The following is a 23,459-nucleotide window of genomic DNA, read 5'->3' as shown; positions in this document are numbered from 1 at the left end:
ATAAGGAGGTCGCTGGGTGCGCCAAGTACGCAAACTGTTGGGCGCGTTGCTCGCCGTTTTTCTGCTGTTGGTGGCGGCGCTGATGCTGTTTCTGGTGCTGTTCGACTGGAACCGGGCGCGGCCGTTGATCAACGAGCAGGTTTCTGCGGCTCTGAATCGGCCGTTCGCCATCGAGGGCGACCTGCGCGTGGTCTGGCAGCGTGAGGCCGGCCAGCAAGGCTTGAGTGCCTGGCTACCCTGGCCACATTTTGCCGCCGAGCAGTTGCGTCTGGGTAACCCCGATTGGGCGCAGGGCGATACCTTCGTCAGCCTCGATAGCGTGAGTTTTCGCCTGTCTCCGCTACCGCTTCTATGGAAGACGGTGAATATCCCCAGTATCGAACTTGGTGCGCCGGTCGCCGATCTGCAGCGCCTGGCCGATGGCCGGGCCAACTGGGTGTTCGACCTGAGCAAGGAACAGCCGGACGATAACGCTCAGCCCAGCCCATGGACGCTGGATATCGGCACCATCGTTTTCGACAAGGGGCAGGTGAAGCTGGATGACAAGGTCAGCAACACCCGTCTGGAGTCGGTGATCGAACCGCTGGGGGAGCCGATTCCATTCGCCGACATCGTGGGCAAGAGCACTGCCGAGCGTCTGGCGCAGAGCAATGTCAGCGCCCAGGATTACGCCTTCGCCTGGCAGACCAAGGGCAGCTTCCGTGGTCAGCCGCTGACCGGCAATGGCAAGGTCGGTGGCCTGCTGGCGCTGCACGACGCGTCGCAACCGTTCCCGCTGCAGGCCGATCTGCGCATTGGTGCGACGCGCATCGTGCTGGCCGGCAGCCTGACCGATCCGCAGAACCTGGGCGCTCTGGATCTGCGTTTGCGCCTGTCCGGTGCCAGCCTGGGTCAGCTGTATCCGCTGACCGGCGTGACCTTGCCGGATACCCCGCCTTACAGCACCGATGGTCGTCTGCAGGCCGACCTGCACGACGCCGACGGGGCGACCTTTCGCTACCTCGGCTTCAATGGCCGGATCGGCGACAGCGATATCCATGGCGACCTGACGTTCGTGGCCCGCGAGCCGCGGCCGAAACTGTCCGGCCGACTGACCTCCAACCAGCTGCTGTTCAGTGACCTGGCACCGCTGATCGGCGCCGGCTCCAGCGAGGACAAGCGCGAACGTGGTGAGCGGGACGTACAGCCGGCGAACAAGGCGTTGCCCGTTTCCGGGTTTCGTACCGACCGCTGGCGTGCGATGGACGCTGACGTGCGCTTCGTCGGCAAGCGCATCGTGCACAGCGAGCAGTTGCCGATCACCGATCTCGACACCCATGTGGTGCTCAATGACGGCACGCTGAGTCTGGAGCCATTGCGTTTTGGCATGGCCGGCGGTGTGCTTGACTCACAGATTCGTCTGAACGGCGCGACCACGCCGCTGCAGGGGCAGATGCGTCTGCGCGCACGCGATCTCAAACTCAAGCAACTGTTCCCGACCTTCGCGCCGATGCAGACCAGCTTCGGCGAGCTCAACGGCGATGCGCGCATCAGCGGTCGCGGCAACTCGGTGGCGGCCTTGCTCGGCAGCGCCGATGGCGAGTTGAAGATGCTGATCAACGATGGAGCGGTCAGCCGTGGGTTGATGGAGATCGCCGGGCTGAATGTCGGCAACTACCTGGTGGGCAGGCTGTTCGGCGACGAGGAGGTGAAGATCCACTGCGCGGCGGCTGATCTCGGGATCGAGCAGGGGCTGATGAGTACGCGGTTGTTCGTCATCGACACCGACAATGCGGTGATCAAGGTCGATGGCAGCGCCAACTTCGCCAGCGAGCGCCTGGATTTCACCATCACGCCGTCGACCAAGGGCTTCCGTATCTTTTCCCTGCGCTCGCCGCTGTATGTGCGCGGTACGTTCAAGGAACCTGCGCCTGGCGTGCAGGCTACGCCGCTGGCACTGCGAGGTGCCGGCATGGTCGCGTTGGGGGTGGCCGTAGCACCAGCCGCCGGCTTGCTGGCGCTGGTGGCGCCCAGTGCTGGGGATGAGCCGAGCCAGTGCGAGCCGCTGCTGCGGAAGATTCAGGGTGGTCAGTGAGCCGCCCGGCGCGCAGGGCGGGTGCAACCCGCCTCAGTCTCTAAGGCCGATATTTAGGCTCGCGCCTTGAAGCTGCGGCCGATGGCCTCGATACCGGGCTGGTAGTCGTTGTGCTCCACCGCCCGTAGGGTCCAGGCCAGCACGCGTTCGGCGATGCGTTCGTGCTGCTGGCTCATGGCATTGACCCGCAGCGGCAGAAAATCCAGCAGCTGGGTATCGCCGAAGGTGGCCAGACGTACCGCCGGCCATTGCTCGCTGCCCTGTTCACGCAGAGCGTCGAACACCCCTTCGAGCAGCACATAGGCGGTGGTCAGCAGTGCATCTGGCGGGCCGACTTCCTCCTGCAGTGCCTGCATCTGCCGGTAACCGCTGGCGCGGCTGAACAGCTCGCCGTGGTAGACGCTGATGCGCCCGTCGAAACCTTGCAGTGCCGAATGGAAGCCCCGTTCGCGCGCCTGGCTGATGACCAACTCGGCACGTGCGCCGAGCAGGGCGATATGCCGGGGTTTGGGCGTCAGCAGGCTTTCGGTCAGGGTACGCCCGGCCTGCTCGTCATCGCTGACCACCGAGCGAATGTGGGTGGGCGACAGCGCGCGGTCCACGGCCACGACCGGCAGGCCGGCGGCGACGATGGCTGGATACAGCGGGTCATCCGCTGGCAGGCAACTGGCGACGATCAGTGCCTCGCAGCGGCGTGAACGGAACAGTTCGAGCAACTGCCGCTCGCTGCTCGGGTCATCGTCGGAACTGGCAATCAGCAACTGATAGCCGGCGGCGCGAGCTTTCTGTTCGAGCAACTTGGCCAGGCGCGCATAACTGGGGTTTTCCAGGTCCGGCAGGATGAAGCCCAGGCAGCGACTTTGCCCACGGCGCAGGCTGGCGGCCTGCTGATCCGGGCGATAACCATGCTCCTCGACCACTGCCAAGACCTTGGCCACGGTCGCAGGGCTGATGCGCCGACGTTCGGCCTGACCATTGATCACGTAGCTGGCGGTGGTCACGGAGACCTGAGCCAGGCGGGCAATGTCGCTGAGTTTCACGGGCGCAGCACCATGCAGAGAGAGAATTTCGAGCGTGCGAGCGCGGCGAGTCTACACCGACTCGACGACGACCGGGCTTCAAGGATTACCCATTATCGGATAAGGTGCCAGTGCCTGATGAAACGTTTCAGCAATGCGATTCATCAGCTAGTCTTAGCCAAAACAATAAGTCGGAGACCACCATGCTCGAACTCGATGCCAGCCAAATCCAGATGGGCCGAGCGGCGGCGAACAAGGGCGAAGCCCTGGCCATGCTCGGCGATGCGCTGGCCAGTGCCGGCCTGGCTACTGCGGCTTACCTCGAAGGCCTGCAGGCACGTGAGGCGCAGGGTTCGACCTATCTCGGCCAGGGCATCGCGATTCCCCATGGCACGCCGCAGACCCGCGATCAGGTGCTGCGCACCGGCGTCAGCCTGATCCAGTTCCCCGCAGGCGTGGACTGGGGCAACGGCCAGCAGGTCTACCTGGCCATCGCCATTGCCGCGCAATCCGACGAACACCTGCACCTGCTGCAACTACTGACCCGTGCCCTGGGCGAAGGCGATCTGAGCCAGGCGCTGCGTGAAGCCCACGAGCCGGCGCAGATACTCGAACTGCTGCAGGGCGCACCGCAGGCGTTGGCACTGGACGGGCAACTGGTGGCGCTGGCACAGCCCGCCGAAGACTTCGACGAATTGCTCTGGCAGGGCGCGCGTCTGTTGCGTCAAGCCGGCTGTGCTCGCAGTGGCTTCGCCCTCGGGCTGGCGCGTGGTGAGCCGCTGCCGCTGGGCGATGGTCTGTGGTGGCTGCACAGCGAGGCCAGTGTCGAGCGGCCTGGCCTGGCCTTCGTCACCCCAGCGCAGCCGCTGACGTTTCGCGATGAGGCGCTACGCGGCCTGTTCTGCCTGGCCAGCCAGGGCGAGGCGCACCGTCAGGCGCTGGAGCGCCTGTGCGATGTGCTGATTGGTGGTCGTGCTGCTGCGTTCAGTGAAGCCAGCGACAGCCGCCAGGTGATCGAGGCGCTGGGCGGTGAAGTGCCGCCAGACTGGCCCAACCTCAGTGTGCCGCTGCTCAATGCCCATGGTCTGCACGCGCGCCCTGCCAAGGCGCTGAGCGAACTGGTGCAGGGCTTCACCGGCGAAGTTCGCGTGCGCTTGCTCGGTGACACGGGGGCCGGGGTCTCGGCCAAGAGCCTCAGCCGTTTGCTGGCGCTGGGTGCGCGACGCGGCCAGATGCTCGAATTCAGCGCCGAACCAGCGATTGCCGACAGCGCATTGCCGGCCATTCGTGCCGCGCTGGAAAGTGGCCTGGGCGAAGCCGTCGAACCGCTGAGCGAAGCGTTGCCCGAGGTGGCAGCGCAGCTGGAGCCGGTCGCAGCGCTCGCCCCCGTTGCCGGTAGCCGTCTGCAGGCGGTCGGTGCCTCGCCCGGTATCGCCATCGGCCCGGCGTTGGTGCGTACGCCGCCGGTGTTTGATTTCGCCGAGCGAGGCCAGGGCGTCGATCAGGAGCGCGCGCGACTGGATTCAGCACTGGCGGCTGTCGCCGCGCAGATTCAGCGCCTGGTCGATGGTGCCGGCGTGGCGAGCATTCGTGAGATCTTCAGTGCCCACCTGGCCATGCTCGCTGATCCGGCGCTGCGTGAGGATGTCGAAGCCTGCCTGAGCAAGGGGGCGAGCGCCGAAGCAGCCTGGCAGGTCGAAGTCGAGGCCGCGGCCAAACGCCAGGAAGCACTGCACGACCCGCTGCTGGCCGAGCGTGCGGCTGATCTGCGTGATATCGGCAACCGTGTGCTGGCACACCTCTGTGGCGTTGAGTTGCCCAGTGAGCCGAGCGAGCCCTACATTCTGGTGATGGCCGAGGTGGTGCCGTCGGACGTGGCTGGCCTCGACCGCCAGCGCGTTGCCGGCATCCTGACCGCTCGCGGTGGCGCCACCGCACACAGCGCGATCATCGCCCGCGCCCTGGGGATTCCCGCTGTTGTAGGTGCCGGTGATGGCGTGCTGGCGTTGGCGCAAGGCACGCCGCTGCTGCTCGATGGCGACAGCGGGCTGCTGCGCATCGCTCCGGACGCAGCAGAGCGCGACCAGGCGCTACATGAGCGTGAGAGCGCACAGCAACGCCGTGAGCAGGCGCATGCCGCGCGTTTTGACAGTGCGCAGACGCGCGATGGCGTGCTCGTGGAGGTGGCGGCCAATATCGGCGCCAGTGGCGAAACCGCCGATGCGGTGGCGCTGGGCGCGGAAGCGGTGGGCCTGCTGCGCACCGAACTGGTGTTCATGGAGCATGCCCAGGCGCCGGATCATGCCGCGCAGGAGCGCGAGTATCGGCGCGTGCTCGATGCGTTGGCCGGGCGCCCGCTGGTGGTGCGCACGCTGGATGTCGGCGGCGATAAACCGTTGCCGTATTGGCCTATGCCGGCCGAGGAGAACCCCTTCCTCGGCGTGCGCGGCATTCGCCTGAGCCTGCAGCGCCCGGAGATTCTGGAAACCCAGCTGCGCGCCTTGCTCGCCTCGGCCGATGGCCGTCCGCTGCGGATCATGTTCCCCATGGTCGGTTCGGTGGAGGAATGGCGCGCGGCGCGTGACCTGGTGCAGCGCCTGCGCGAAGAGATCGAAGTGCGCGACCTGCAGATCGGCATCATGATCGAAGTGCCCTCGGCGGCGCTGCTGGCACCGGTGCTGGCGCGCGAAGTGGACTTCTTCAGTATCGGCACCAATGACCTGACCCAGTACTGCCTGGCCATCGATCGCGGTCATCCGCAGCTGTCGGCGCAGGCCGATGGCCTGCACCCGGCCGTGCTGCGCTTGATCGAGATGACCGTGACCGCTGCCCATGCACAGGGCAAGTGGGTCGGTGTCTGCGGTGAACTGGCCAGCGACCGCCTGGCCGTGCCGCTGCTGGTTGGCCTGGGCGTAGACGAGCTGAGCGTGACGCCGCGTTCGATTGCCCTGGTCAAGGCGCGTGTGCGCGAATTGGACAGCCGCCAGGCGCGAACCCTGGCGGACCGCGCCCTGACCCTGGACAGTGCCAGCGCCGTGCGTGCGCTGGTGGCGGAGATGCACTGATGGCTCGAATTCTGACCCTGACCCTGAACCCGGCGCTGGACCTGACCCTGCGTCTCGACCGCCTGCAGCCCGGCGCGATCAACCGCTGCCATGAGCTGCGCAGCCACGCCGCCGGCAAGGGCCTGAACGTCGCCCAGGTGCTGGCCGACCTTGGCCACAGCCTGAGCGTCGGCGGTTTTCTCGGCCGCGCCAATGCCGCACCGTTCGAGAGCCTGATGCACAAGCGTGGTTTCCGCGATCTGTTTGTCCGTGTGCCAGGTGAGACGCGCAGCAATATCAAGCTGGCCGAGGCCGATGGCTGTATCACCGACCTCAACGGCCCCGGCCCGCAGGTCGAGGCCGAGCACCTTCAACGTCTACAAGATGAGCTGGAGCCGTTGCTCGCCGGGCATGACGCCGTGGTGGTTGCCGGCAGCCTGCCGCGGGGTGTGACGCCTGAGTGGTTCGCCGGTCTGCTGCGGCGGATCAAGGCCAGCGGCGTGCCGCTGGCGGTCGATAGCAGTGGTTCCGCCCTACAGGCAGCCCTGGGCGTCGCCCCGTGGCTGATCAAGCCCAACGAAGAAGAGCTGGCCGAGGTGTGCGGCAGCGACCTGCCTGCTGTCGTGCAGGCGCTGCGCGCACAGGGTATCGAGCACGTGCTGCTGTCACGTGGCGCCGACGGCGTCGACTGGCATGGGCCGGAGATTGCCCTGCGCGCCTTACCGCCGCGTGTCGAGGTTGTCAGCACGGTTGGTGCCGGCGATTCGCTGCTGGCGGCCAGCCTGCACGGCCTGCTCGAGGGCTGGCCGGCCGAGCGTACGTTGCGCCTGGCCACCGCGGTGGCCGCGCAGGCGGTCACCCAGATCGGCTTCGGCATCCATGATCGCGAGCAACTGGCCCGTTTCGAAGCGGCCGTGCAATTGCACCCTTTAGAAAAATAAGAGGCACCCACCATGAATCTGCTGATCGTCACTGCCTGTCCCAATGGCCAGGTCACCAGCGTGCTGTGTTCGCGCTTGTTGCAGGCCGCAGCCGAGCGCCTGGGCTGGCAAACCCGTGTCGAGGTGCATGACGCGCGCGCGATTGGATCGCCATTGAGCGAAGCGCAGATCGCCGCCGCCGACTGGGTGCTGGTGGTCAAGACCGGTGAGCTGCCGCTGGCCCGTTTTGCCGGCAAGCGTCTGTTTCAGGCTTCACCGGCCGAGGCATTGGCCGACCCACAGCGTTTTCTGCGTGACGCCGCCGAGCGTGCTCAGCCCTATGGCGAAAGTAGCGAGCCTGCTGCGAACGGCCGCCGCCGACTGGTAGCAGTGACCGCTTGCCCCACCGGTGTGGCGCACACCTTCATGGCTGCCGAAGCGCTGCAGCAGGCGGCGCTGCGCATGGGCATCGACCTGCAGGTGGAAACCCGCGGTTCGGTCGGTGCGCGCAACCTGCTCGACGATGCCGCCATCGCCGCCGCCGATGCCGTGCTGCTGGCCACCGATATCGAGGTGGATACCAGCCGTTTCGCTGGCAAGAAGGTCTATCGCTGTGGCACTGGCGTGGCGCTCAAGCAGCCGCAACAGACGTTGGAGCGGGCCTTGAGCGAGGCGCGTCCGGTGAGCGAGGCCGCGTCAACCGAAGGCAAGGCCGCGGCCAGCAGCGGCGAGAAGTCCGGTCCCTACAAGCACCTGCTCACCGGTGTTTCCTACATGCTGCCGATGGTGGTGGCAGGCGGTCTGCTGATCGCGCTGTCGTTCGTTTTCGGCATCGAGGCGTTCAAGGAGGAGGGCACCTTCGCCGCCGCGCTGATGCAGATAGGTGGTGATGCCGCCTTCAAGCTGATGGTGCCGGTGCTGGCCGGTTATATCGCCTATTCCATCGCGGATCGCCCGGGCCTGGCGCCGGGGATGATCGGCGGGATGCTCGCCAGCTCGCTGGGGGCCGGCTTCATCGGTGGCATCGTCGCCGGTTTCATCGCCGGCTATTCGGCCAAGGCCATTGCCCGCTGGGTGCGCTTGCCGGAGAGTCTGGAGGCGCTCAAGCCGATTCTGATCATCCCGCTGCTGGCCAGTCTGGTCACCGGCCTGGCGATGATCTATATCGTCGGCAGCCCCGTGGCTGATGTGTTGCAGTCGCTCACCCAGTTCCTCGACAGCATGGGTAGTACCAATGCCATCCTGCTTGGCGCGCTGCTTGGCGGCATGATGTGCGTAGACCTGGGCGGGCCGATCAACAAGGCGGCTTATGCGTTCTCGGTCGGTCTGCTGGCGTCGAGCAGCTACGCGCCGATGGCTGCGACCATGGCTGGCGGTATGGTGCCGCCGATCGCCATGGCCATTGCCACCGTGCTGGCGCGGCGCAAGTTTGCCCAGAGCGAGCGCCAGGCCGGCAAGGCAGCCGGTGTTTTGGGATTGTGCTTCATCTCCGAGGGGGCGATTCCCTTCGCCGCCAAGGACCCACTGCGGGTGATCCCGGCGAGTATCGCCGGTGGTGCGCTGACCGGGGCGCTGTCGATGTACTTTGGCTGCAAGCTGATGGCGCCGCATGGTGGTCTGTTCGTGCTGCTGATCCCCAACGCCATCAACCACGCGCTCCTGTACCTGCTGGCCATCGTTGCCGGTAGCCTGCTTACTGGCGTGCTCTATGCGTTGATCAAGCAGCCCGAGGCGCAGCCGATGACGGTCGAGGCACGATAGGCGCACGGCGCTGCGCCTCGGTTACACTGAGGCGAACAGCGCCTGGGTAGTAGGAGTCTGTTGGCTGATCCACGCGCCGATACACAGCGACGGATCGTCGCTGGCTTCGTGGCGCAGTCGCCCTCACAAAAGAAAGGATCTTCTGTAGATGACTCAAGCTCTCGCGCATCGCTGGCGCTTCTTCCGTGCCGGCGGCTTCGATCAGGTGCAACTTGAAACCCCGGCGGATCTCGCTGCTCTGCGCGGCCTGGACCAGAAACTCTGGGCCAGCCTGGCCTGCCCGGTGAACAACCTGGAGCTGGATCGGCGCATGCTGCAATACATCGACCTGAACAATGATGGTCGTATCCGCGCCCCGGAAATTCTCGATGTGGTCGATTGGACACTGGCGCGCCTGGTCGACCCCGCCGTGCTGTTCCATGACGGCCCGCTGCAGCTGTCCTCGCTCACCGAAGATGCTGTGGGCGCGCGCCTGCGTCTGGCCGCGCAACGCCTGTTGGGGGTGCTTGGGCGGCCCGATGCCGAGAGCCTGACGCCGGCCGATACCGCCGATCTGGCGAAGCTGTTCCCGCCGCACCAATCCAATGGTGATGGTCTGGTGCCGGCGACGCTGACCGATGATGCCGAACTCAAGGCCGCCATCGCCGATATCATCGCCTGCCTGGGCGCACAGACCGACCGCAGTGGTGAGCCGGCCATCGGTGCCGAGCAGATCACCGCCTTCTTCGATCAGGCGCGTCAGCTGCATGCCTGGCATGCGCGTGCCGCCGAGCAGGGGCTGGATGCTTTCGGCGAGGGTACGGTGGCCGCTGTCGAGGCGCTGAGCGCGGTGCGCGCCAAGATCGACGACTATTTCACGCGCGTGGCCATGGCCGAGTTCGACCCGCGTGCTGCCGCCCTGATGAATGCCAAGGAAGAAGAGCTGGTGCGTCTGGCCGCGCTGTCCCTAGCCGATGCCAGCGAGGTGGCCGACCTGCCGCTGGCGGTGGTGCAGCATGGCGATGAGCTGCCGCTGGACAAGGGGCTCAACCCGGCCTGGCAGCGTGCCATCGATGAGTTTCGCCAGCGTGTGGTGGTGCCGGTGTATGGCGAGCAGGACAGCCTGTCGCGCGAGCAGTGGCAGCACCTGGTTGCGCTGTGCAGCAACTACCTGGCCTGGCGCGCCGAGACGCCGAAAGTGGCGATTGCCGAAATGCTGGAGCGCGGACGTATTCTCGAACTGGTGGAGCAGGGCGCCGAGGCCCGTTTGCTGGCGCTGGTCGAAGAGGACAAGACCGTGGCCGAGGCGGCGGACGGGCTGGTCGAACTGGACAAGCTGATTCGCCTGCGTCATGGCCTGGTTACGCTGCTGCGCAACTTCGTGTCCTTCCAGGCGTTCTATTCGCGTCACGAGAAGGCCGTGTTCCAGGCCGGGGTTCTGTATATCGACGGCAAGAGCTGCGAGTTGGTGGTGGAGGTCGACAACGTCGAGGCTCACGCCAAGGTGGCGGCGGCCAGCGATTGCTTCCTGCTCTATTGCACGTGCACGCGTCGCGGCGAGCCGGTGCGGGGTAAGGAGGCGCTGAATATCGTGGTGGCGGTGACCGCTGGCAGCGAAGGTGATCTGCAGGCGGGCCGCCATGGCCTGTTCTACGACCGCGACGGCAACGACTGGGATGCCACCGTGGTCAAGGTGGTGCAGCACGCCATCAGCATTCGCGAGGCGTTCTGGTCACCGTATCGACGCATTTCCAAGCTGGTTTCCGATCAGGTACAGAAGCTCGCCGCCAGCCGTGACGCGGACATGGTCAGCAAGACCGCAGCCAAGGTCGGCGAAACCGGGGCCGCTCCGGCCGCTACGCCTACCCCGGCCTTCGATATCGCCAAGTTCGCCGGTATCTTCGCGGCCATCGGCCTGGCGGTCGGCGCTCTGGGCACGGCACTGGCTGCAGTGGTCACAGGGATTCTGTCGCTGGCCTGGTGGCAGGTTCCATTGCTGCTGCTCGGCGTGCTGCTGGCCATTTCCGGGCCGGCCATGCTGCTGGCCTGGTTCAAGCTGCGTCGCCGCAGCCTGGGGCCGATCCTCGATGGCAACGGCTGGGCGGTGAATGCCCAGGCGCGCATCAGCATCCCCTTCGGCACCGCGCTCACGCAGATGGCGGAATTGCCCAAAGGCAGCGACCGCGCTCTGCGCGATCCTTATGCCAACAAGCCGGTGGTGTGGCCGTGGATACTGGCGCTGCTGCTGGCGCTGGGCTTGGGCTACTACGCTTGGAGCCATGGCGTGTTCAGCCCGGAGCCGGAGGTGCCGGCCGAAGCGGCGGCGCCTGTCGACGCCGCTGCGCAGTAGGTACTTGCCACCCCTCTCCCGCTTGCGGGAGAGGGGCCGGGGGAGAGGGGACGTCAGCTGATAAGCGTAGGGCGGGTGCAACCCGCCGGCTCGATAATTGGCGGGTTTCACCCGCCCTACGTTCTGTTGTGGCAGATAGACTAATCGCCAGCAAGCTGGCGCCTAAAAGGCCTGTGGCTCTTAGCTCGTCAGCAGCTCAGCCACCCAGCGGGGCAATTGCTCGGTGGCCGGGCCGTAGCGTTTCTCGGCAAACAGCGAATGGCCCTGGCTCGGTTCCAGATTGATCTCCAGCGTATGCGCGCCCGCGCGACGGGCCTGTTCGACGAACCCCGCCGCCGGGTAGACATGACCCGAGGTGCCGATGCTGACGAACAGCTCGCACTGCTCCAGCGCGTCGTAGATGCGCTCCATGTGATAGGGCATTTCGCCGAACCAGACGATGTCCGGCCTCAAGGTGCCCTTCAGGCCACAGCAGGTGCACGCCTGGCTAACCGGCATGTCGTCCTGCAATGGAAAGCGCTGCTGGCTGTTGCTGCACAGCATCGATTGCAACTCGCCGTGCATGTGCAGTAGGTGTCTGGAGCCGGCGCGCTCGTGCAGGTTGTCGACGTTCTGTGTGACCAGCAGGAACTCGCCCTGCCAGCCGTCTTCCAGCTTGGCCAGGGCCAGGTGCCCGGCATTCGGCGCGATGGCCGGGTCGCGCAATTGGGCGCGACGCATATCGTAGAAACGTTGCACCAACGCGGGGTCGCGGGCGAAGCCTTCGGGCGTGGCCACTTCTTCGATGCGGTGGTCTTCCCAGAGCCCGTCAGCGGCGCGGAAGGTGCGGATACCGCTCTCGGCGGAGATACCGGCGCCGGTGAGAATGACGATATTGGGATGGGGCATGGCGGCTCCGAAGCAGGTCTGCATTGCGGTAACTCTAAGCCAATTCCGAATACCGTAGGGTGCGCCGTGCGCACCAACGCCTTTGCCCGGGTGCGCGCGGCGCACCCTACGGGCGTTCACTTATTCTGTAGGGCGGGTGACACCCGCCGGTTCGGCAATGGCGGGTTGCACCCGCCCTACGCGTGGGTCAGAACCGTAGCCCGGATGAAATCCGGGAATCACCGGCACAGCGCTCCCGGATTGCATCCGGGCTACGCCTTTGCTGGCTCTGGAGCAAGACGACACATGCAGGGGCTGGGGTCATCCCCGCTCGCTCATTGCCGCCAGCGCCACCGAGGTAGCGGCGGTGCGGGTTTCCACGCCGAGCTTCACGTAGACGTGCTCAAGGTGCTTGTTCACCGTGCGCGGGCTGAGGCCGAGGATGTCGCCGATGTCGCGGTTGGTCTTGCCGCAGGCGACCCAGCGCAGTACCTGCACCTCGCGTTCGGTGAGCTGGAAGCGCGCCGATAGCCTGGCATGCGCCGGGGCATCGTCGAGGCTGAGGCTGACGGGTTTCGATGCCGCACGTGCGGCTTGCAGAATGCGCGCGGTGCGCAGGTGCGAGGCGACACGGGCGAGCACTTCCTCGGGGTTGATCGGCTTGGTCACGTAATCGATGCCGCCGGCCTCGAAGCCCTGCACCACGTGCTCGCTGTCGGTCAGGGCGGTCATGAACAGCACCGGGATATCGGCGCTGCTCGGTTCGGCCTTGATGCGCCTGCAGGTCTCGAAACCGTCCAGCCCCGGCATCATTGCGTCGAGCAAGATCAGGTCGGGCCGGCGCCGCTGGATGCGTCCCAGTGCGCTGGCGCCGTCCAACGCCACCAGCACCATGTAGCCAGCGTCGTCGAGGGCGTCGGAGAGCAACGCGAGGTTGTCCGGCGTGTCGTCGACGATGAGGATGATGCCGCGTTCGGCCGACAGGCTGGCGGTCGAGCATGACTCAGGCTGGTGGAGCGGCGCATTCATGTTCGGCCTCCTTCAGTTGGCGGTTGAATTCGTCGAGCTGGAAGCGCTTCACCAACAGGCGCATGGATGCGGTAAAGCCGGCGCAGCTCGGGTTGCGGCGGTCGATATCGTCCAGGCGTTGCTGGATGCCGCGCACATAGCCCAGAGCGCCCAGTTCGCGCAGCGCCTGCAGGTCGTCGCTACCCGGTAGCACCATGGCCTCGGGCAGTGGCGACTGCTCCTGGGTGCGGCGCAGCCAGGTCAGATCGAGCTGATGCTGGATGCGCTCGAGCAACTGCGGGGTGTACACCGGTTTAGCCAGGTAGTCGTCGCAGGCGGCGGCGATGCTGCGCTCACGGTCATCGGTGAAGGCATTGGCGGAGATCACGATGATCGGCGCCTGGCACTGCGTGTTGCGGCGAATCAGGCGGCTGGTTTCCCAGCCGTCCATCTGCGGCATGGACAGGTCCATCAGGATCAGCGCCGGATTGTGCAGCGCCACCTGGCGAATCGCCTCCTGGCCGCTGGTGGCCTGGATAACTGCGAAGCCCAGTGGTTCGAGCATGCCGGCCAGCACGCGGCGATGTTCGAGGTGATCGTCCACCACCAGGATCAGGCGGCGCTCGCCCTGGTAGCCGGTGATGTCGTGTTCGACGTGCACCACCGCCTGCGGTACGCGCACTTCGGAGAGGAACAGGCGGACCTGAAAGCGCGTGCCCTGGCCGGGTTCGCTGTGCACCGAGAGCTCGCCCCCCATCAACGAGGTGAGCATGCGGGTAATGGTCAGGCCGAGGCCGACACCGTTGTCCTGGTGCATCAGGTCGCCGCGTTCGAAAGGCTGGAAGATGCGCTCGATCTGTTCCGCGGCGATGCCGATACCGGTGTCGATGATCTCGAAGGTGGCCGTCTCGCGCATGTAGCCAACCCGCAGGCACACCTCGCCACGCTCGGTGAAGCGCACCGCGTTGCCCAGCAGGTTGATCAGGATCTGCCGCACACGTTTCTCGTCACCACGCACCACCGTGGGCATGCGGCCGCTGGATTCAAGGCGAAAGCGCAGACCTTTCTCGGCGGCCTGGGGTGTGAACATACGCTCGATCTGGTCGATGAACGCCGGGAAGGGAATTTCCGCGAGCTCCAGATGCAACTTGCCGGCTTCGATCTTGGCCACGTCGAGCAGGCCATCGATCAGCGACAGCAGATGCGAGCCGCTGCGCAGGATGGTGGCCAGAGCATCCTTGTGCTGGTTCGGCATGGCGGCATCACGCTGCAGAATCTGGGTGTAGCCGAGGATGCTGTTGAGTGGTGTGCGCAGCTCGTGCGACAGCCCAGTGACATAGCGGCTCTTCGCTGCGTTGGCCGCCTCAGCGGCCTCCTTGGCTTGCTGCAGGGCTTCGTCGGTCTTGCGGTGGGCTTCGATCTCCTGCATCAGCAGTAGCGTCTGTCGATCCGATTCCTCCTGCGCCACGCGGCGGCTTTCGCGGGTCAGCACCAGCCACCAGGCAAGCATGCCGGCGAACAGCGAGAGGGTCAGGAAGGCCTTGAGGAACGCCTGGAACAGCGTCTGGCGCATCTCCGGTTCTTGTGTCGGCAGCCCCAGCGAGACCTGGCTGTAGATCAGTGCCAGTGCTCCAAACAGCATCAGTACCAGCAGGCTCAGCAGGCCCAGGTACTGCGCCAGGCGGCTGTGCAGGCGCGGGATGGAAACCCGTGGGAACAGCCAGCCGATGAAGTCGTCGAGCTGATCGGTCAGGCGTGCACGCGGCTTGCAGCGATCCTCGCAACGCGCGTCGAGCGAGCAGCACAACGAACAAATGGGCGCACCGTAGGCCGGGCAGTGCGCGGTGTCCGGCTCTTCGAAACGGTTGTTGCACAGGCAGCACTGCACCTGGCCGGCTTCGGTGTGGGGGTAGAGCAGGTGCGGCTGACGTTCGCGAGCGATGTAGTAGCGCCCACCGGTCAGCCAGGCCAGCAACGGCGCCAACAAAAAAGCCGAGCCCAGCGCCACGGCTGGTGAAGCCGCTTGCGCCAGTGCGCCGAATAGGCCGCCGTGGGCGAGCACCGAGAGCAGCGAGGCGATCAGCATGGCGCCGACGCCCACCGGATTGATGTCGTAGAGGTGCGCGCGCTTGAACTCGATGTATTTCGGCGACAGGCCCAGCGGCTTGTTGATCACCAGGTCGGCCACCAGCGCGCCGATCCAGGCGATGGCGATATTGGCATAGAGGCCGAGCACTTCCTCGATCGCCTCGAACACGCCCAGCTCCATCAGCATCAGCGCGATGGCCACGTTGAACACCAGCCATACCACGCGGCCGGGGTGGCTGTGGGTGATGCGGGCGAAGAAGTTCGACCAGGCCAGCGAGCCGGCGTAGGCGTTGGTGACGTTGATCTTCACCTGGCTGACGATGACGAACAGCACCATGGCCGCCAGTGCCCATTGCGACGAGGCGAACACGTAGTTGAACGCCACCAGATACATCTGCGTCGGCTCGGCGGCGCGCTCCATGGGGATTTCATGTTGCAGGGCGAGAAAGGCGAGGAAGGCACCGGCAAGCATCTTCAGCGCGCCGGGGATGATCCAGCCGGGACCTGCCAGCAGCAGTGCGGTCCACCAACGTACGCGGTTGGCGCGGGTTTTTTCCGGTAGGAAGCGTAGGTAGTCGACCTGCTCGCCGATCTGCGTGATCAGGGCCAGGGCGACGGTGCAGGCAGCGCCGAAGTGCAGCAGGTTGAAGCTGCCAGGTTCGCCCTCGCGGCCAGCGAAGCTGGTCCAGTCCGACAGTGCCTCGGGGTTCTTGGCGATGACGAACACGTAAGGCAGCACCAGCAGGAACAGCCACACGGGCTGTGTCCACATCTGCAGGCGGTTGATCAGGGTGATGCCATAGGCCACCAGCGGAATGATGATGACCGAGCAGATCACATAGGCCAGGGCCAGCGGGATGTTGAAGTACAGCTCCAGAGCCAGCGCCATGATCGCCGCTTCCAGGGCGAAGAACAGGAAGGTGAAGCTGGCGTAGATCAGCGAGGTGATGGTCGAGCCGATGTAGCCGAAACCGGCGCCACGGGTCAGCAGGTCCATGTCCAGGCCGGAGCGGGCAGCGTAGTAGCTGATCGGCAGACCGGTGAGGAAGATCACCAGGCTGACCGCGAGGATCGCCCACAGGGTGTTGGTGAAGCCGTAGGACAGCGCGAGGGCCCCGCCGATGGCCTCCAGGGCGAGGAACGACACGGCGCCGAGCGCGGTGTTGGCGATGCGTAGCTCCGACCATTTGCGGAACGACCTGGGCGTGAAGCGCAGGGCGTAGTCCTCCATGGTCTCGTCGGCGACCCAGGCGTTGTAGTCGCGGCGAATCTTGATGATGCGCTGGGTGCCGGTTGGCTGCACGGGCGAAGTCCTGATCGTGGGCGGATTGTAGGAGCGGCTTCAGTCGCGAAGCGTTTTCGCAGCAGCACGATGCTGCCCAGCCGCGCCTACAGGCTGAAAGTGCAACTTCCATGCCCTGGCTCGGCGAGGCCTCTGCCGCGCGCGCGGGCTTCTGTCTGCCTGGTCTTGCTGCGCTCAGCTTGCACCAGGCTGGCGCAGGGCGCTGTACGTCAGATGACGTATGCCCTTACGTCATGCTGCGTATACCCCGCTCGGTGGGGCAAACGCATCCTAGCTGCGAAGCCGGCGTGGTTCGGCACGAATAACCAGCACAGGAGCACGACCATGGACTCTCAACCGATTCGACTTCTTCCCCGCCGGCTGGCGGTGGGGGCGGCAGCGCTCTCGCTGCTGGCCGCCAGCCTGTTCAGCCATGTGGCCAGCGCCGAGGTCAACACCACCGGCCTGGCGGTGACCGACACCGAGGTCACGGTCGGCATCCTGCATTCGGCCACCGGCACCATGGCCATTTCCGAAACCGGTTCGATCCAGGCCGAGCGCCTGGCCATCGAGCAGATCAACGCCAGCGGCGGGGTGCTCGGCCGGCAGATCAAGGTCGTGCAGGAAGATGGGGCTTCCGACTGGCCGACCTTCGCCGAGAAGGCGCGCAAGCTGCTGGTCGGTGACAAGGTCGCCACCGTGTTCGGCTGCTGGACCTCTGCTTCGCGTAAAGCAGTGCTGCCGGTGTTCGAGAAGGAAAACGGCCTGCTCTACTACCCGACCTTCTACGAAGGCCTGGAGCAGTCGAAGAACGTCATCTACACCGGCCAGGAAGCCACTCAGCAGATCCTCGCGGGCCTGGACTGGGTAGCCAAGGAGAAGGGCGCCAAGACCTTCTACCTGCTCGGCTCGGACTACATCTGGCCGCGTACCTCGATGAAAATCGCCCGTAAGCACATCGAGAACGTGCTCGGCGGCAAGGTGGTCGGCGAGGAGTACTACCCGCTGGGCAACACCCAGTTCGGCTCGCTGATCAACAAGATCAAGCTGCGCAAGCCTGACGTGGTGTTCGCTGCCGTGGTCGGTGGCTCCAACGTCGCTTTCTACAAGCAGATGAAGGCCGCCGGCGTCACCGCCGACAAGCAGACCCTGCTGACCCTGTCGGTCACCGAAGACGAGCTGCTGGGTATCGGCGGCGAGAACATGGCCGGTTTCTACGCCTCGATGAAGTACTTCCAGAGCCTGGACAACCCGAACAACGCCGCCTTCGTCGAGGCCTTCAAGGCCAAGTACGGCAAGGACGCGGTGATCGGTGACGTGACCCAGGCCGCCTACCTCGGCCCATGGCTGTGGAAAGCCGCCGTGGAGAAAGCCGGCAGCTTCGACATCGACAAGGTGGTCGCCGCCTCTCCGGGCATCGAGTTGGACACTGCGCCGGAAGGCTACGTCAAGGTGCACGACAACCATCACCTGTGGAGCAAGACCCGCATCGGTGAAGTGCAGAAAGACGGTCAGTTCAAGGTGGTGTTCGAGTCCGACCTGATCGAGCCGAACCCTTTCCCGAAAGGCTACCAGTAAGCAGCACCCTCTCGTAGGAGTCGGCTTGCTGGCAAAGAGTGAATTGCCGGCAAGCCGGCTCCTACCGGCTTATCTCTTTTCTTCTGGAGACCATCGACATGGAATGGCTATCGGAATTCGGCGCCATCGCAGCCATGCAGGGGTTCAACGGCTTGTCCGTGTTCTGCGTGCTGCTGCTGATGGCTCTGGGGCTGGCGATCATCTTCGGCCAGATGGGCGTGATCAACATGGCCCATGGCGAGTTTCTCACCATCGGCGCCTACACCACTTTCGTGGTGTCCTCGCTGACGTCCAGCTACGCACCGGCCTTCGGGCCTTACTACTTCTTTCTCGCGATCATCCTCTCGTTCTTGATTGCCGGCGCCATTGGCTGGCTGGTGGAGTGGGCGATGATCAGCAAGCTCTACCAGCGTCCGCTGGACACCCTGCTGGCTACCTGGGGCCTGTCCCTGGTGATGCAGCAGGGCTTTCGTTCGATCTTCGGCGCGCGTGAAGTCAGCGCTACGTTGCCGGACTGGTTGATGGGTTCGTGGAACCCGACCGAGGCCATCGATATTCCGCGCAACGGCCTGTTCGTCATGGGCCTGACCCTGCTGCTCACCGCGCTGCTGTTTCTGATGATCTACCGCTCGCGCTGGGGCCTGCAGGTGCGCGCCACCATGCAGAACCGGGTGATGGCGCGCTCCGTGGGCATCAACACCAAGCGCGTCGACCGCATGACCTTCGCCCTTGGTTGTGGCGTCGCCGGCGTGGCGGGCGCGGCCTTTACCACCATCGGTTCAACCGGGCCGACCGCAGGTTCGCTGTACATCGTCGACACCTTCCTGGTGGTGGTGTTCGGCGGTGCATCCAGCCTGCTTGGCACCATCGCCTCGGCGTTCAGCATCGCCCAGGCGCAATCGCTGCTGGAGTTCTTCACCAGTGGTTCGATGGCCAAGGTGCTGACCCTCTCCGCGGTGGTGCTGATCCTCATGCTGCGTCCGCAGGGGCTGTTCTCGGCCAAGGTGCGCAAATGAAAAATCACTTTCAACCTACTGCGCGCCCCATCTGCGGCGGCGCGCGGTGCTCGCTTGCTCGACGTATTGCGTGTACGCCTTCGTTGCAGCGCTCCGGGCTTCTTGCTGCTGGGGCTGCTCGCTACGGTTCAAAGCGACTTTTTGTATGCAGGGGGATTAACGGATGAAAAACGCATACGAAAGCCTGCTCGGCGGCAAGCAAGGCGCCATTGGCCTGGCCTTGCTCGCCACGCTGATCCTGGTGGTATTTCCGCTGGCGCTGGATGCCTTCCGCCTGAACATGGTCGGCAAGTACCTGACCTACGCCTTCGTCGCCGTTGGCCTGGTGCTGTGCTGGGGCTATGGCGGCATCCTGAGCCTGGGCCAGGGCATCTTCTTCGGCCTGGGTGGCTACTGCATGGCGATGTTCCTCAAGCTCGAGGCATCCGACCCGGAAAGCACCAAGATCCAGTCCACACCCGGTATCCCGGACTTCATGGACTGGAACCAGATCACCGAACTGCCGCTGTTCTGGGAACCCTTCCACAGCCTGAGCTTCACCTTGATCGCGGTGGTGGCTGTGCCGGTGTTGTTGGCCTTGGTGATCGGTGTCGCGATGTTCAAGCGCCGCGTCGGTGACGTGTACTTCTCCATCGTCACCCAGGCCATCGCGCTGATCCTCACCGTGCTGATCATCGGCCAGCAGGGGCTGACCGGTGGCGTCAACGGCATCACCGATCTGCGCACGCTCAAGGGCTGGGACATCCGCAGTGACGAGGCCAAGTTGATTCTCTACTTCGTCAGTGCGGCGCTGCTCATCGGCTGCATCCTCATCGCCCGTTTCATCATCGCCTCCAAGCTCGGCCGCCTGCTGCTGGCGATGCGCGACAAGGAGGAGCGGGTGCGCTTCTCCGGCTACGACGTGGCCAGCTTCAAGATCTTCGTGTTCTGCGTCGGTGCGGCGTTCGCCGGTATCGGCGGGGCGATGTTCACCCTGCAGGTGGGCTTCATGTCGCCGAGCTTCGTTGGCATCGTGCCGTCGATCGAGATGGTCATCTTCGCCGCGGTCGGCGGGCGCCTGTCGCTGTTGGGCGCGGTGTACGGCGCGCTGCTGGTCAACTTCGGCAAGACCTACTTCTCCGAGAGCTTCCCCGAGCTGTGGCTGTATCTGATGGGCGGCCTGTTCATCGTCGTGGTCATGTACTTCCCCAATGGCTTGGCCGGCCTGTGGGACAGCCACGGCAAGCGCTGGCTGGCCCGCCTGCGGCGCAAACCGCAGGTAGTCGCTGCGCCGAAACCTGTTGCCGTTGCCACCAGCAAGCGCCCAACCCCTGAACTGGAGACCACGCCATGAACAGCCCAGCAGGCTTTCAGGCCGCCAAGCCGGTACTGGCCATCGAGGGGCTGACCGTGTCCTTCGATGGTTTCAAGGCGGTCAATGACCTCAACCTCTACGTCGATCGCAACGAGGTGCACGTGGTGATCGGCCCCAACGGCGCTGGCAAAACCACAGTGCTCGACCTGATCTGCGGCAAGACCCGCGCCACCACCGGCAGCATCGATTTCGACGGCCGTGAGCTGACCAAGATGCGTGAGTTCGACATCGTTCGTGCTGGCGTCGGGCGCAAGTTCCAGAACCCGTCGATCTACGAAAACCTGACGGTGTTTGAAAACCTGGAAATGTCCTACCCGGCCGGACGCAAGGTGTTCGGCGCGTTGTTCTTCAAGCGCACGCAAGAGGTGATCGAGCGGGTCGAACAGGTGGCGCAGGAGATCATGCTCGGCGATCACCTGCACCGTCAGGCCGACCTGCTCTCGCACGGGCAGAAGCAGTGGCTGGAGATCGGCATGTTACTTATGCAGGACCCGCAATTGTTGATGCTCGACGAGCCGGTGGCCGGCATGAGCGTCAGCGAGCGAGTGGCCACGGCCGATCTGCTCAACCGTATCAGCCAGGGCCGCTCGGTACTGGTCATCGAACACGACATGGAGTTCGTCAAGAGCATCGCTCATCGCGTCACCGTGCTGCACCAGGGCAAGGTGCTGGCCGAAGGCAACATGGAGGCGGTGCAGAGCAATCCCAAGGTCATCGAGGTGTACTTGGGGCATTGATGGTCATGGCTACGCAACGGTGCGCGCGGCGCACCCTACACCCGGGTATCAGACCATAGGGTGCGCCATGCGCACCGTCTATGTTGGAGTGACAAGCATGTTCCAGATCAGCAACCTCGCTTCCGGCTACGGCCAGAGCCAGATCCTCCACGAGCTCAACCTCGACGTGGCGAGGAAGGAAATCGTCGCGGTGATGGGCCGCAACGGTATGGGCAAGACCACCTTGTTCAAGAGCCTGATGGGCATCCTGCCGCAATGGGGTGGGCAGATCCGCGTGGACGGCAAGGACGTGTCGAAACTGGAAACCCATCAGCGGGTGGAAAGCGGCATCGCTTATGTGCCGCAGGGGCGGATGATCTTCTCGCACATGACCGTGCTGGAAAACATCCAGACCGGTCTGCCGGCCTCCGCCGGGGGCAAGGTGCCGGACGATCTCTATGCGCTGTTCCCGGTGCTGCATGACATGCGCCACCGCAAGGGCGGCAACCTCTCCGGTGGCCAGCAGCAACAGTTGGCCATCGCCCGCGCGTTGGCCACCAACCCCAAGGTGCTGCTGCTCGATGAACCGACCGAGGGTATTCAACCGTCGATCATCAAGGACATCGCCCGCAGCCTGAAGGAGATCCGCAACATGCGCGACCTGACCATCGTGGTGTCCGAGCAGGTGCTGTCGTTCACCATGGAAATCGCTGACCGCTTCCTGGTCATCGAGAAGGGCAAGTTCGTCGTCGAGGAAACTCGCGACAAGGTCGACGAGGCGAGCATCAGTCGTTATCTGTCGGTGTGAGGTTTTTGCCCTCTCCCTAACCCCTCTCCACTAGGCGTGCCTCCAATGAAAGGGAGAGGGGAATAGAACGGCGCCAGTCCTAGGGACAGCGCCAATCAGTCCCCTCTCCCGCTTGCGGGAGAGGGTTAGGGAGAGGGCATCTATTCCCGCTTTACGGCCACTGTGTTCTCCATGCAGCGGCCGCTTTTTCGTGTCCGCGAAAAAGGCCTGAAGGCCTCATGAATCCTGCAATACGGGCATACGTCATCCAACGTATTTGCCGATTTCTCCGTGCGCCCGAGACTGACTCCGTACCCCGGCACAGGCCGGCATTCCTCACAGGTCTTATGGAGTTCAGTCATGACCGATACCCTGATCAAGGTCGACCTCAACCAGGCTGCTACCGATAACGAACAGGTGCACAACCGCTGGCACCCGGACATTCCCATGGCCTGCTGGGTCAACCCGGGCGATGACTTCATTCTCGAGACCTACGACTGGACCGGCGGTGCGATCAAGAACGACGACGACGCCAGCGATGTGCGCGACGTCGACCTGTCCACCGTGCATTACCTGTCCGGCCCGGTAGGCGTGAAAGGCGCTCAGCCGGGCGACCTGCTGATCGTCGAACTGCTCGATATTGGCGCCAAGCAGGACATGCTCTGGGGCTTCAACGGCTTTTTCTCGAAGAACAACGGCGGCGGTTTTCTCACCGACCATTTCCCCTCGGCGCAGAAGTCGATCTGGGACTTCGAGGGCATGTTCACCAAGAGCCGGCACATTCCCGGCGTGCGTTTCGCCGGCCTGATCCACCCTGGGCTGATCGGCTGCCTGCCAGATCACAAGATGCTCGCCGACTGGAACAAGCGTGAGCAGGCGCTGATCGACACCAACCCGACTCGCGTACCGCCGCTGGCTAACCCGCCGTTCGCCAGCACCGCGCACATGGGCAAGATGAAGGGCGAGGCGCGCGACCTGGCGGCCGCCACCGGCGCACGCACCGTGCCGCCTCGTGAGCATGGCGGTAACTGCGACATCAAGGATCTGTCGCGCGGCTCGAAGATCTTCTTCCCGGTCTACGTCGATGGCGCCGGTCTGTCGGTCGGCGACCTGCACTTCAGCCAGGGCGACGGCGAGATCACCTTCTGCGGCGCCATCGAGATGGCCGGCTGGGTGCACATGAAGGTCGAGCTGATCAAGGGCGGTATGGCCAAGTACGGCATCAAGAACCCGATCTTCAAGCCCAGCCCGATCGTGCCCACCTACAACAACTACCTGATCTTCGAAGGCATCTCGGTCGACGACGACGGCAAGCAGCACTACCTGGACGTCAACCTGGCCTACAAACAGGCCTGCCTCAATGCCATCAACTACCTGACCAAGTTCGGCTACTCGCCGGCCCAGGGCTACTCGCTGCTCGGCTCGGCGCCGGTGCAGGGGCATATCAGCGGGGTGGTCGACATCCCCAACGCCTGCGCCACGCTGTGGCTGCCGACCGATATCTTCGAGTTCGACATCAACCCCAGCGCCAGCGGCCCGACCAAGTTCCTCGACGGCAGCATCGACCTGCCCATCGCCTACGACAAGTGATGCTCGCGCGCACGGCCACCCTAGGG

The 23,459-nt window shown here is 64.8% G+C and carries 15 protein-coding genes; 11 read left to right on the top strand and 4 right to left on the bottom strand.

Translation table 11 applies throughout. The features are described from left to right. The first annotated feature begins 16 nt into the window (after positions 1 to 16). The gene (locus BM059_RS01105; RefSeq protein WP_074936140.1) at positions 17 to 2,074 is read left to right on the top strand and encodes an AsmA family protein; all 2,058 of its coding nucleotides are present in this window, start codon (positions 17 to 19) and stop codon (positions 2,072 to 2,074) included. A gap of 53 nt (positions 2,075 to 2,127) precedes the next feature. On the opposite strand, the gene cra is transcribed toward BM059_RS01105, so the two are convergent. Continuing rightward, positions 2,128 to 3,114 carry a catabolite repressor/activator gene (cra, locus tag BM059_RS01100; protein ID WP_037000708.1) on the bottom strand — a complete coding sequence of 329 codons (987 nt, stop codon included), beginning with the start codon at positions 3,112 to 3,114 and terminating at the stop codon, positions 2,128 to 2,130. Between the two features lie 182 nt (positions 3,115 to 3,296). Here cra and ptsP point away from each other — a divergent pair, with 182 nt between their 5' ends. The 4 genes from ptsP (at position 3,297) to BM059_RS01080 (ending at position 11,147) form a co-directional block, all read left to right on the top strand. After that, positions 3,297 to 6,158: a phosphoenolpyruvate--protein phosphotransferase gene (gene ptsP, locus BM059_RS01095; RefSeq protein WP_074936138.1), complete on the top strand. Its 2,862-nt coding sequence runs from the start codon at positions 3,297 to 3,299 to the stop codon at positions 6,156 to 6,158. Beyond that, entirely contained in the window at positions 6,158 to 7,078 is a 921-nt protein-coding gene (pfkB, locus tag BM059_RS01090; protein ID WP_074936137.1) for a 1-phosphofructokinase, read from the top strand. Before ptsP ends, pfkB begins: the two co-directional genes overlap by 1 nt. A gap of 12 nt (positions 7,079 to 7,090) precedes the next feature. Further along, a complete protein-coding gene (locus tag BM059_RS01085) occupies positions 7,091 to 8,818 on the top strand; it encodes a fructose-specific PTS transporter subunit EIIC (protein WP_074936135.1) in 1,728 nt (575 codons plus the stop codon). 148 nt (positions 8,819 to 8,966) lie between these two features. After that, positions 8,967 to 11,147, top strand: coding sequence for a hypothetical protein (locus BM059_RS01080; protein ID WP_074936133.1), 2,181 nt, complete (start codon positions 8,967 to 8,969; stop codon positions 11,145 to 11,147). A 180-nt stretch (positions 11,148 to 11,327) separates the two neighbouring features. On the opposite strand, the gene cobB is transcribed toward BM059_RS01080, so the two are convergent. The 3 genes from cobB to BM059_RS01065 form a co-directional block, all read right to left on the bottom strand. Next, positions 11,328 to 12,059, bottom strand: coding sequence for a Sir2 family NAD+-dependent deacetylase (gene cobB / locus BM059_RS01075; RefSeq protein ID WP_074936132.1), 732 nt, complete (start codon positions 12,057 to 12,059; stop codon positions 11,328 to 11,330). A gap of 276 nt (positions 12,060 to 12,335) precedes the next feature. Next, complete coding sequence (locus tag BM059_RS01070) at positions 12,336 to 13,043, bottom strand: response regulator (protein WP_074936130.1); 708 nt, start codon at positions 13,041 to 13,043, stop codon at positions 12,336 to 12,338. Next, complete coding sequence (locus BM059_RS01065; protein ID WP_074936128.1) at positions 13,018 to 16,413, bottom strand: hybrid sensor histidine kinase/response regulator; 3,396 nt, start codon at positions 16,411 to 16,413, stop codon at positions 13,018 to 13,020. The genes BM059_RS01070 and BM059_RS01065 overlap by 26 nt, the downstream gene beginning before the upstream one ends. A gap of 324 nt (positions 16,414 to 16,737) precedes the next feature. On the opposite strand from BM059_RS01065, the gene urtA reads away from it, so the two are divergent. The 6 genes from urtA to fmdA all read left to right on the top strand — a co-directional run bounded on the left by urtA (position 16,738) and on the right by fmdA (position 23,433). Further along, complete coding sequence (urtA, locus tag BM059_RS01060) at positions 16,738 to 17,970, top strand: urea ABC transporter substrate-binding protein (RefSeq protein ID WP_074936126.1); 1,233 nt, start codon at positions 16,738 to 16,740, stop codon at positions 17,968 to 17,970. Between the two features lie 98 nt (positions 17,971 to 18,068). Then, on the top strand, positions 18,069 to 18,986 hold the full coding sequence (urtB, locus tag BM059_RS01055; protein WP_074936124.1) for an urea ABC transporter permease subunit UrtB: 918 nt from the start codon (positions 18,069 to 18,071) through the stop codon (positions 18,984 to 18,986). A gap of 163 nt (positions 18,987 to 19,149) precedes the next feature. Beyond that, positions 19,150 to 20,319 carry an urea ABC transporter permease subunit UrtC gene (urtC, locus tag BM059_RS01050; RefSeq protein WP_074936122.1) on the top strand — a complete coding sequence of 390 codons (1,170 nt, stop codon included), beginning with the start codon at positions 19,150 to 19,152 and terminating at the stop codon, positions 20,317 to 20,319. Continuing rightward, entirely contained in the window at positions 20,316 to 21,077 is a 762-nt protein-coding gene (gene urtD / locus BM059_RS01045; protein WP_037005395.1) for an urea ABC transporter ATP-binding protein UrtD, read from the top strand. The genes urtC and urtD overlap by 4 nt, the downstream gene beginning before the upstream one ends. A 97-nt stretch (positions 21,078 to 21,174) precedes the next feature. Further along, positions 21,175 to 21,864: an urea ABC transporter ATP-binding subunit UrtE gene (gene urtE, locus BM059_RS01040; protein ID WP_074936120.1), complete on the top strand. Its 690-nt coding sequence runs from the start codon at positions 21,175 to 21,177 to the stop codon at positions 21,862 to 21,864. A gap of 339 nt (positions 21,865 to 22,203) precedes the next feature. Next, entirely contained in the window at positions 22,204 to 23,433 is a 1,230-nt protein-coding gene (fmdA, locus tag BM059_RS01035; RefSeq protein ID WP_037005392.1) for a formamidase, read from the top strand. Positions 23,434 to 23,459: the final 26 nt, after the last annotated feature.

This window comes from Ectopseudomonas composti (genome assembly GCF_900115475.1).
GTDB classification, from domain to species: Bacteria; Pseudomonadota; Gammaproteobacteria; order Pseudomonadales; family Pseudomonadaceae; genus Aquipseudomonas; species Aquipseudomonas composti.
Note: the sequence above shows the minus strand (reverse complement) of the source record. Positions and strands in the feature narration are given on the sequence as shown.

What these genes read in the sequence shown, in the direction of transcription:
- pfkB (WP_074936137.1), top strand. Translation starts at nt 6,158, where the DNA reads ATGGCTCGAATTCTGACCCTGACCCTGAACCCGGCGCTGGACCTGACC.
- urtE (WP_074936120.1), top strand. Translation starts at nt 21,175, where the DNA reads ATGTTCCAGATCAGCAACCTCGCTTCCGGCTACGGCCAGAGCCAGATC.
- fmdA (WP_037005392.1), top strand. Translation starts at nt 22,204, where the DNA reads ATGACCGATACCCTGATCAAGGTCGACCTCAACCAGGCTGCTACCGAT.
- cobB (WP_074936132.1), bottom strand. Translation starts at nt 12,059, where the DNA reads ATGCAGACCTGCTTCGGAGCCGCCATGCCCCATCCCAATATCGTCATT.
- urtB (WP_074936124.1), top strand. Translation starts at nt 18,069, where the DNA reads ATGGAATGGCTATCGGAATTCGGCGCCATCGCAGCCATGCAGGGGTTC.
- urtC (WP_074936122.1), top strand. Translation starts at nt 19,150, where the DNA reads ATGAAAAACGCATACGAAAGCCTGCTCGGCGGCAAGCAAGGCGCCATT.
- urtD (WP_037005395.1), top strand. Translation starts at nt 20,316, where the DNA reads ATGAACAGCCCAGCAGGCTTTCAGGCCGCCAAGCCGGTACTGGCCATC.
- BM059_RS01085 (WP_074936135.1), top strand. Translation starts at nt 7,091, where the DNA reads ATGAATCTGCTGATCGTCACTGCCTGTCCCAATGGCCAGGTCACCAGC.
- BM059_RS01070 (WP_074936130.1), bottom strand. Translation starts at nt 13,043, where the DNA reads ATGAATGCGCCGCTCCACCAGCCTGAGTCATGCTCGACCGCCAGCCTG.
- BM059_RS01080 (WP_074936133.1), top strand. Translation starts at nt 8,967, where the DNA reads ATGACTCAAGCTCTCGCGCATCGCTGGCGCTTCTTCCGTGCCGGCGGC.
- ptsP (WP_074936138.1), top strand. Translation starts at nt 3,297, where the DNA reads ATGCTCGAACTCGATGCCAGCCAAATCCAGATGGGCCGAGCGGCGGCG.
- urtA (WP_074936126.1), top strand. Translation starts at nt 16,738, where the DNA reads ATGGACTCTCAACCGATTCGACTTCTTCCCCGCCGGCTGGCGGTGGGG.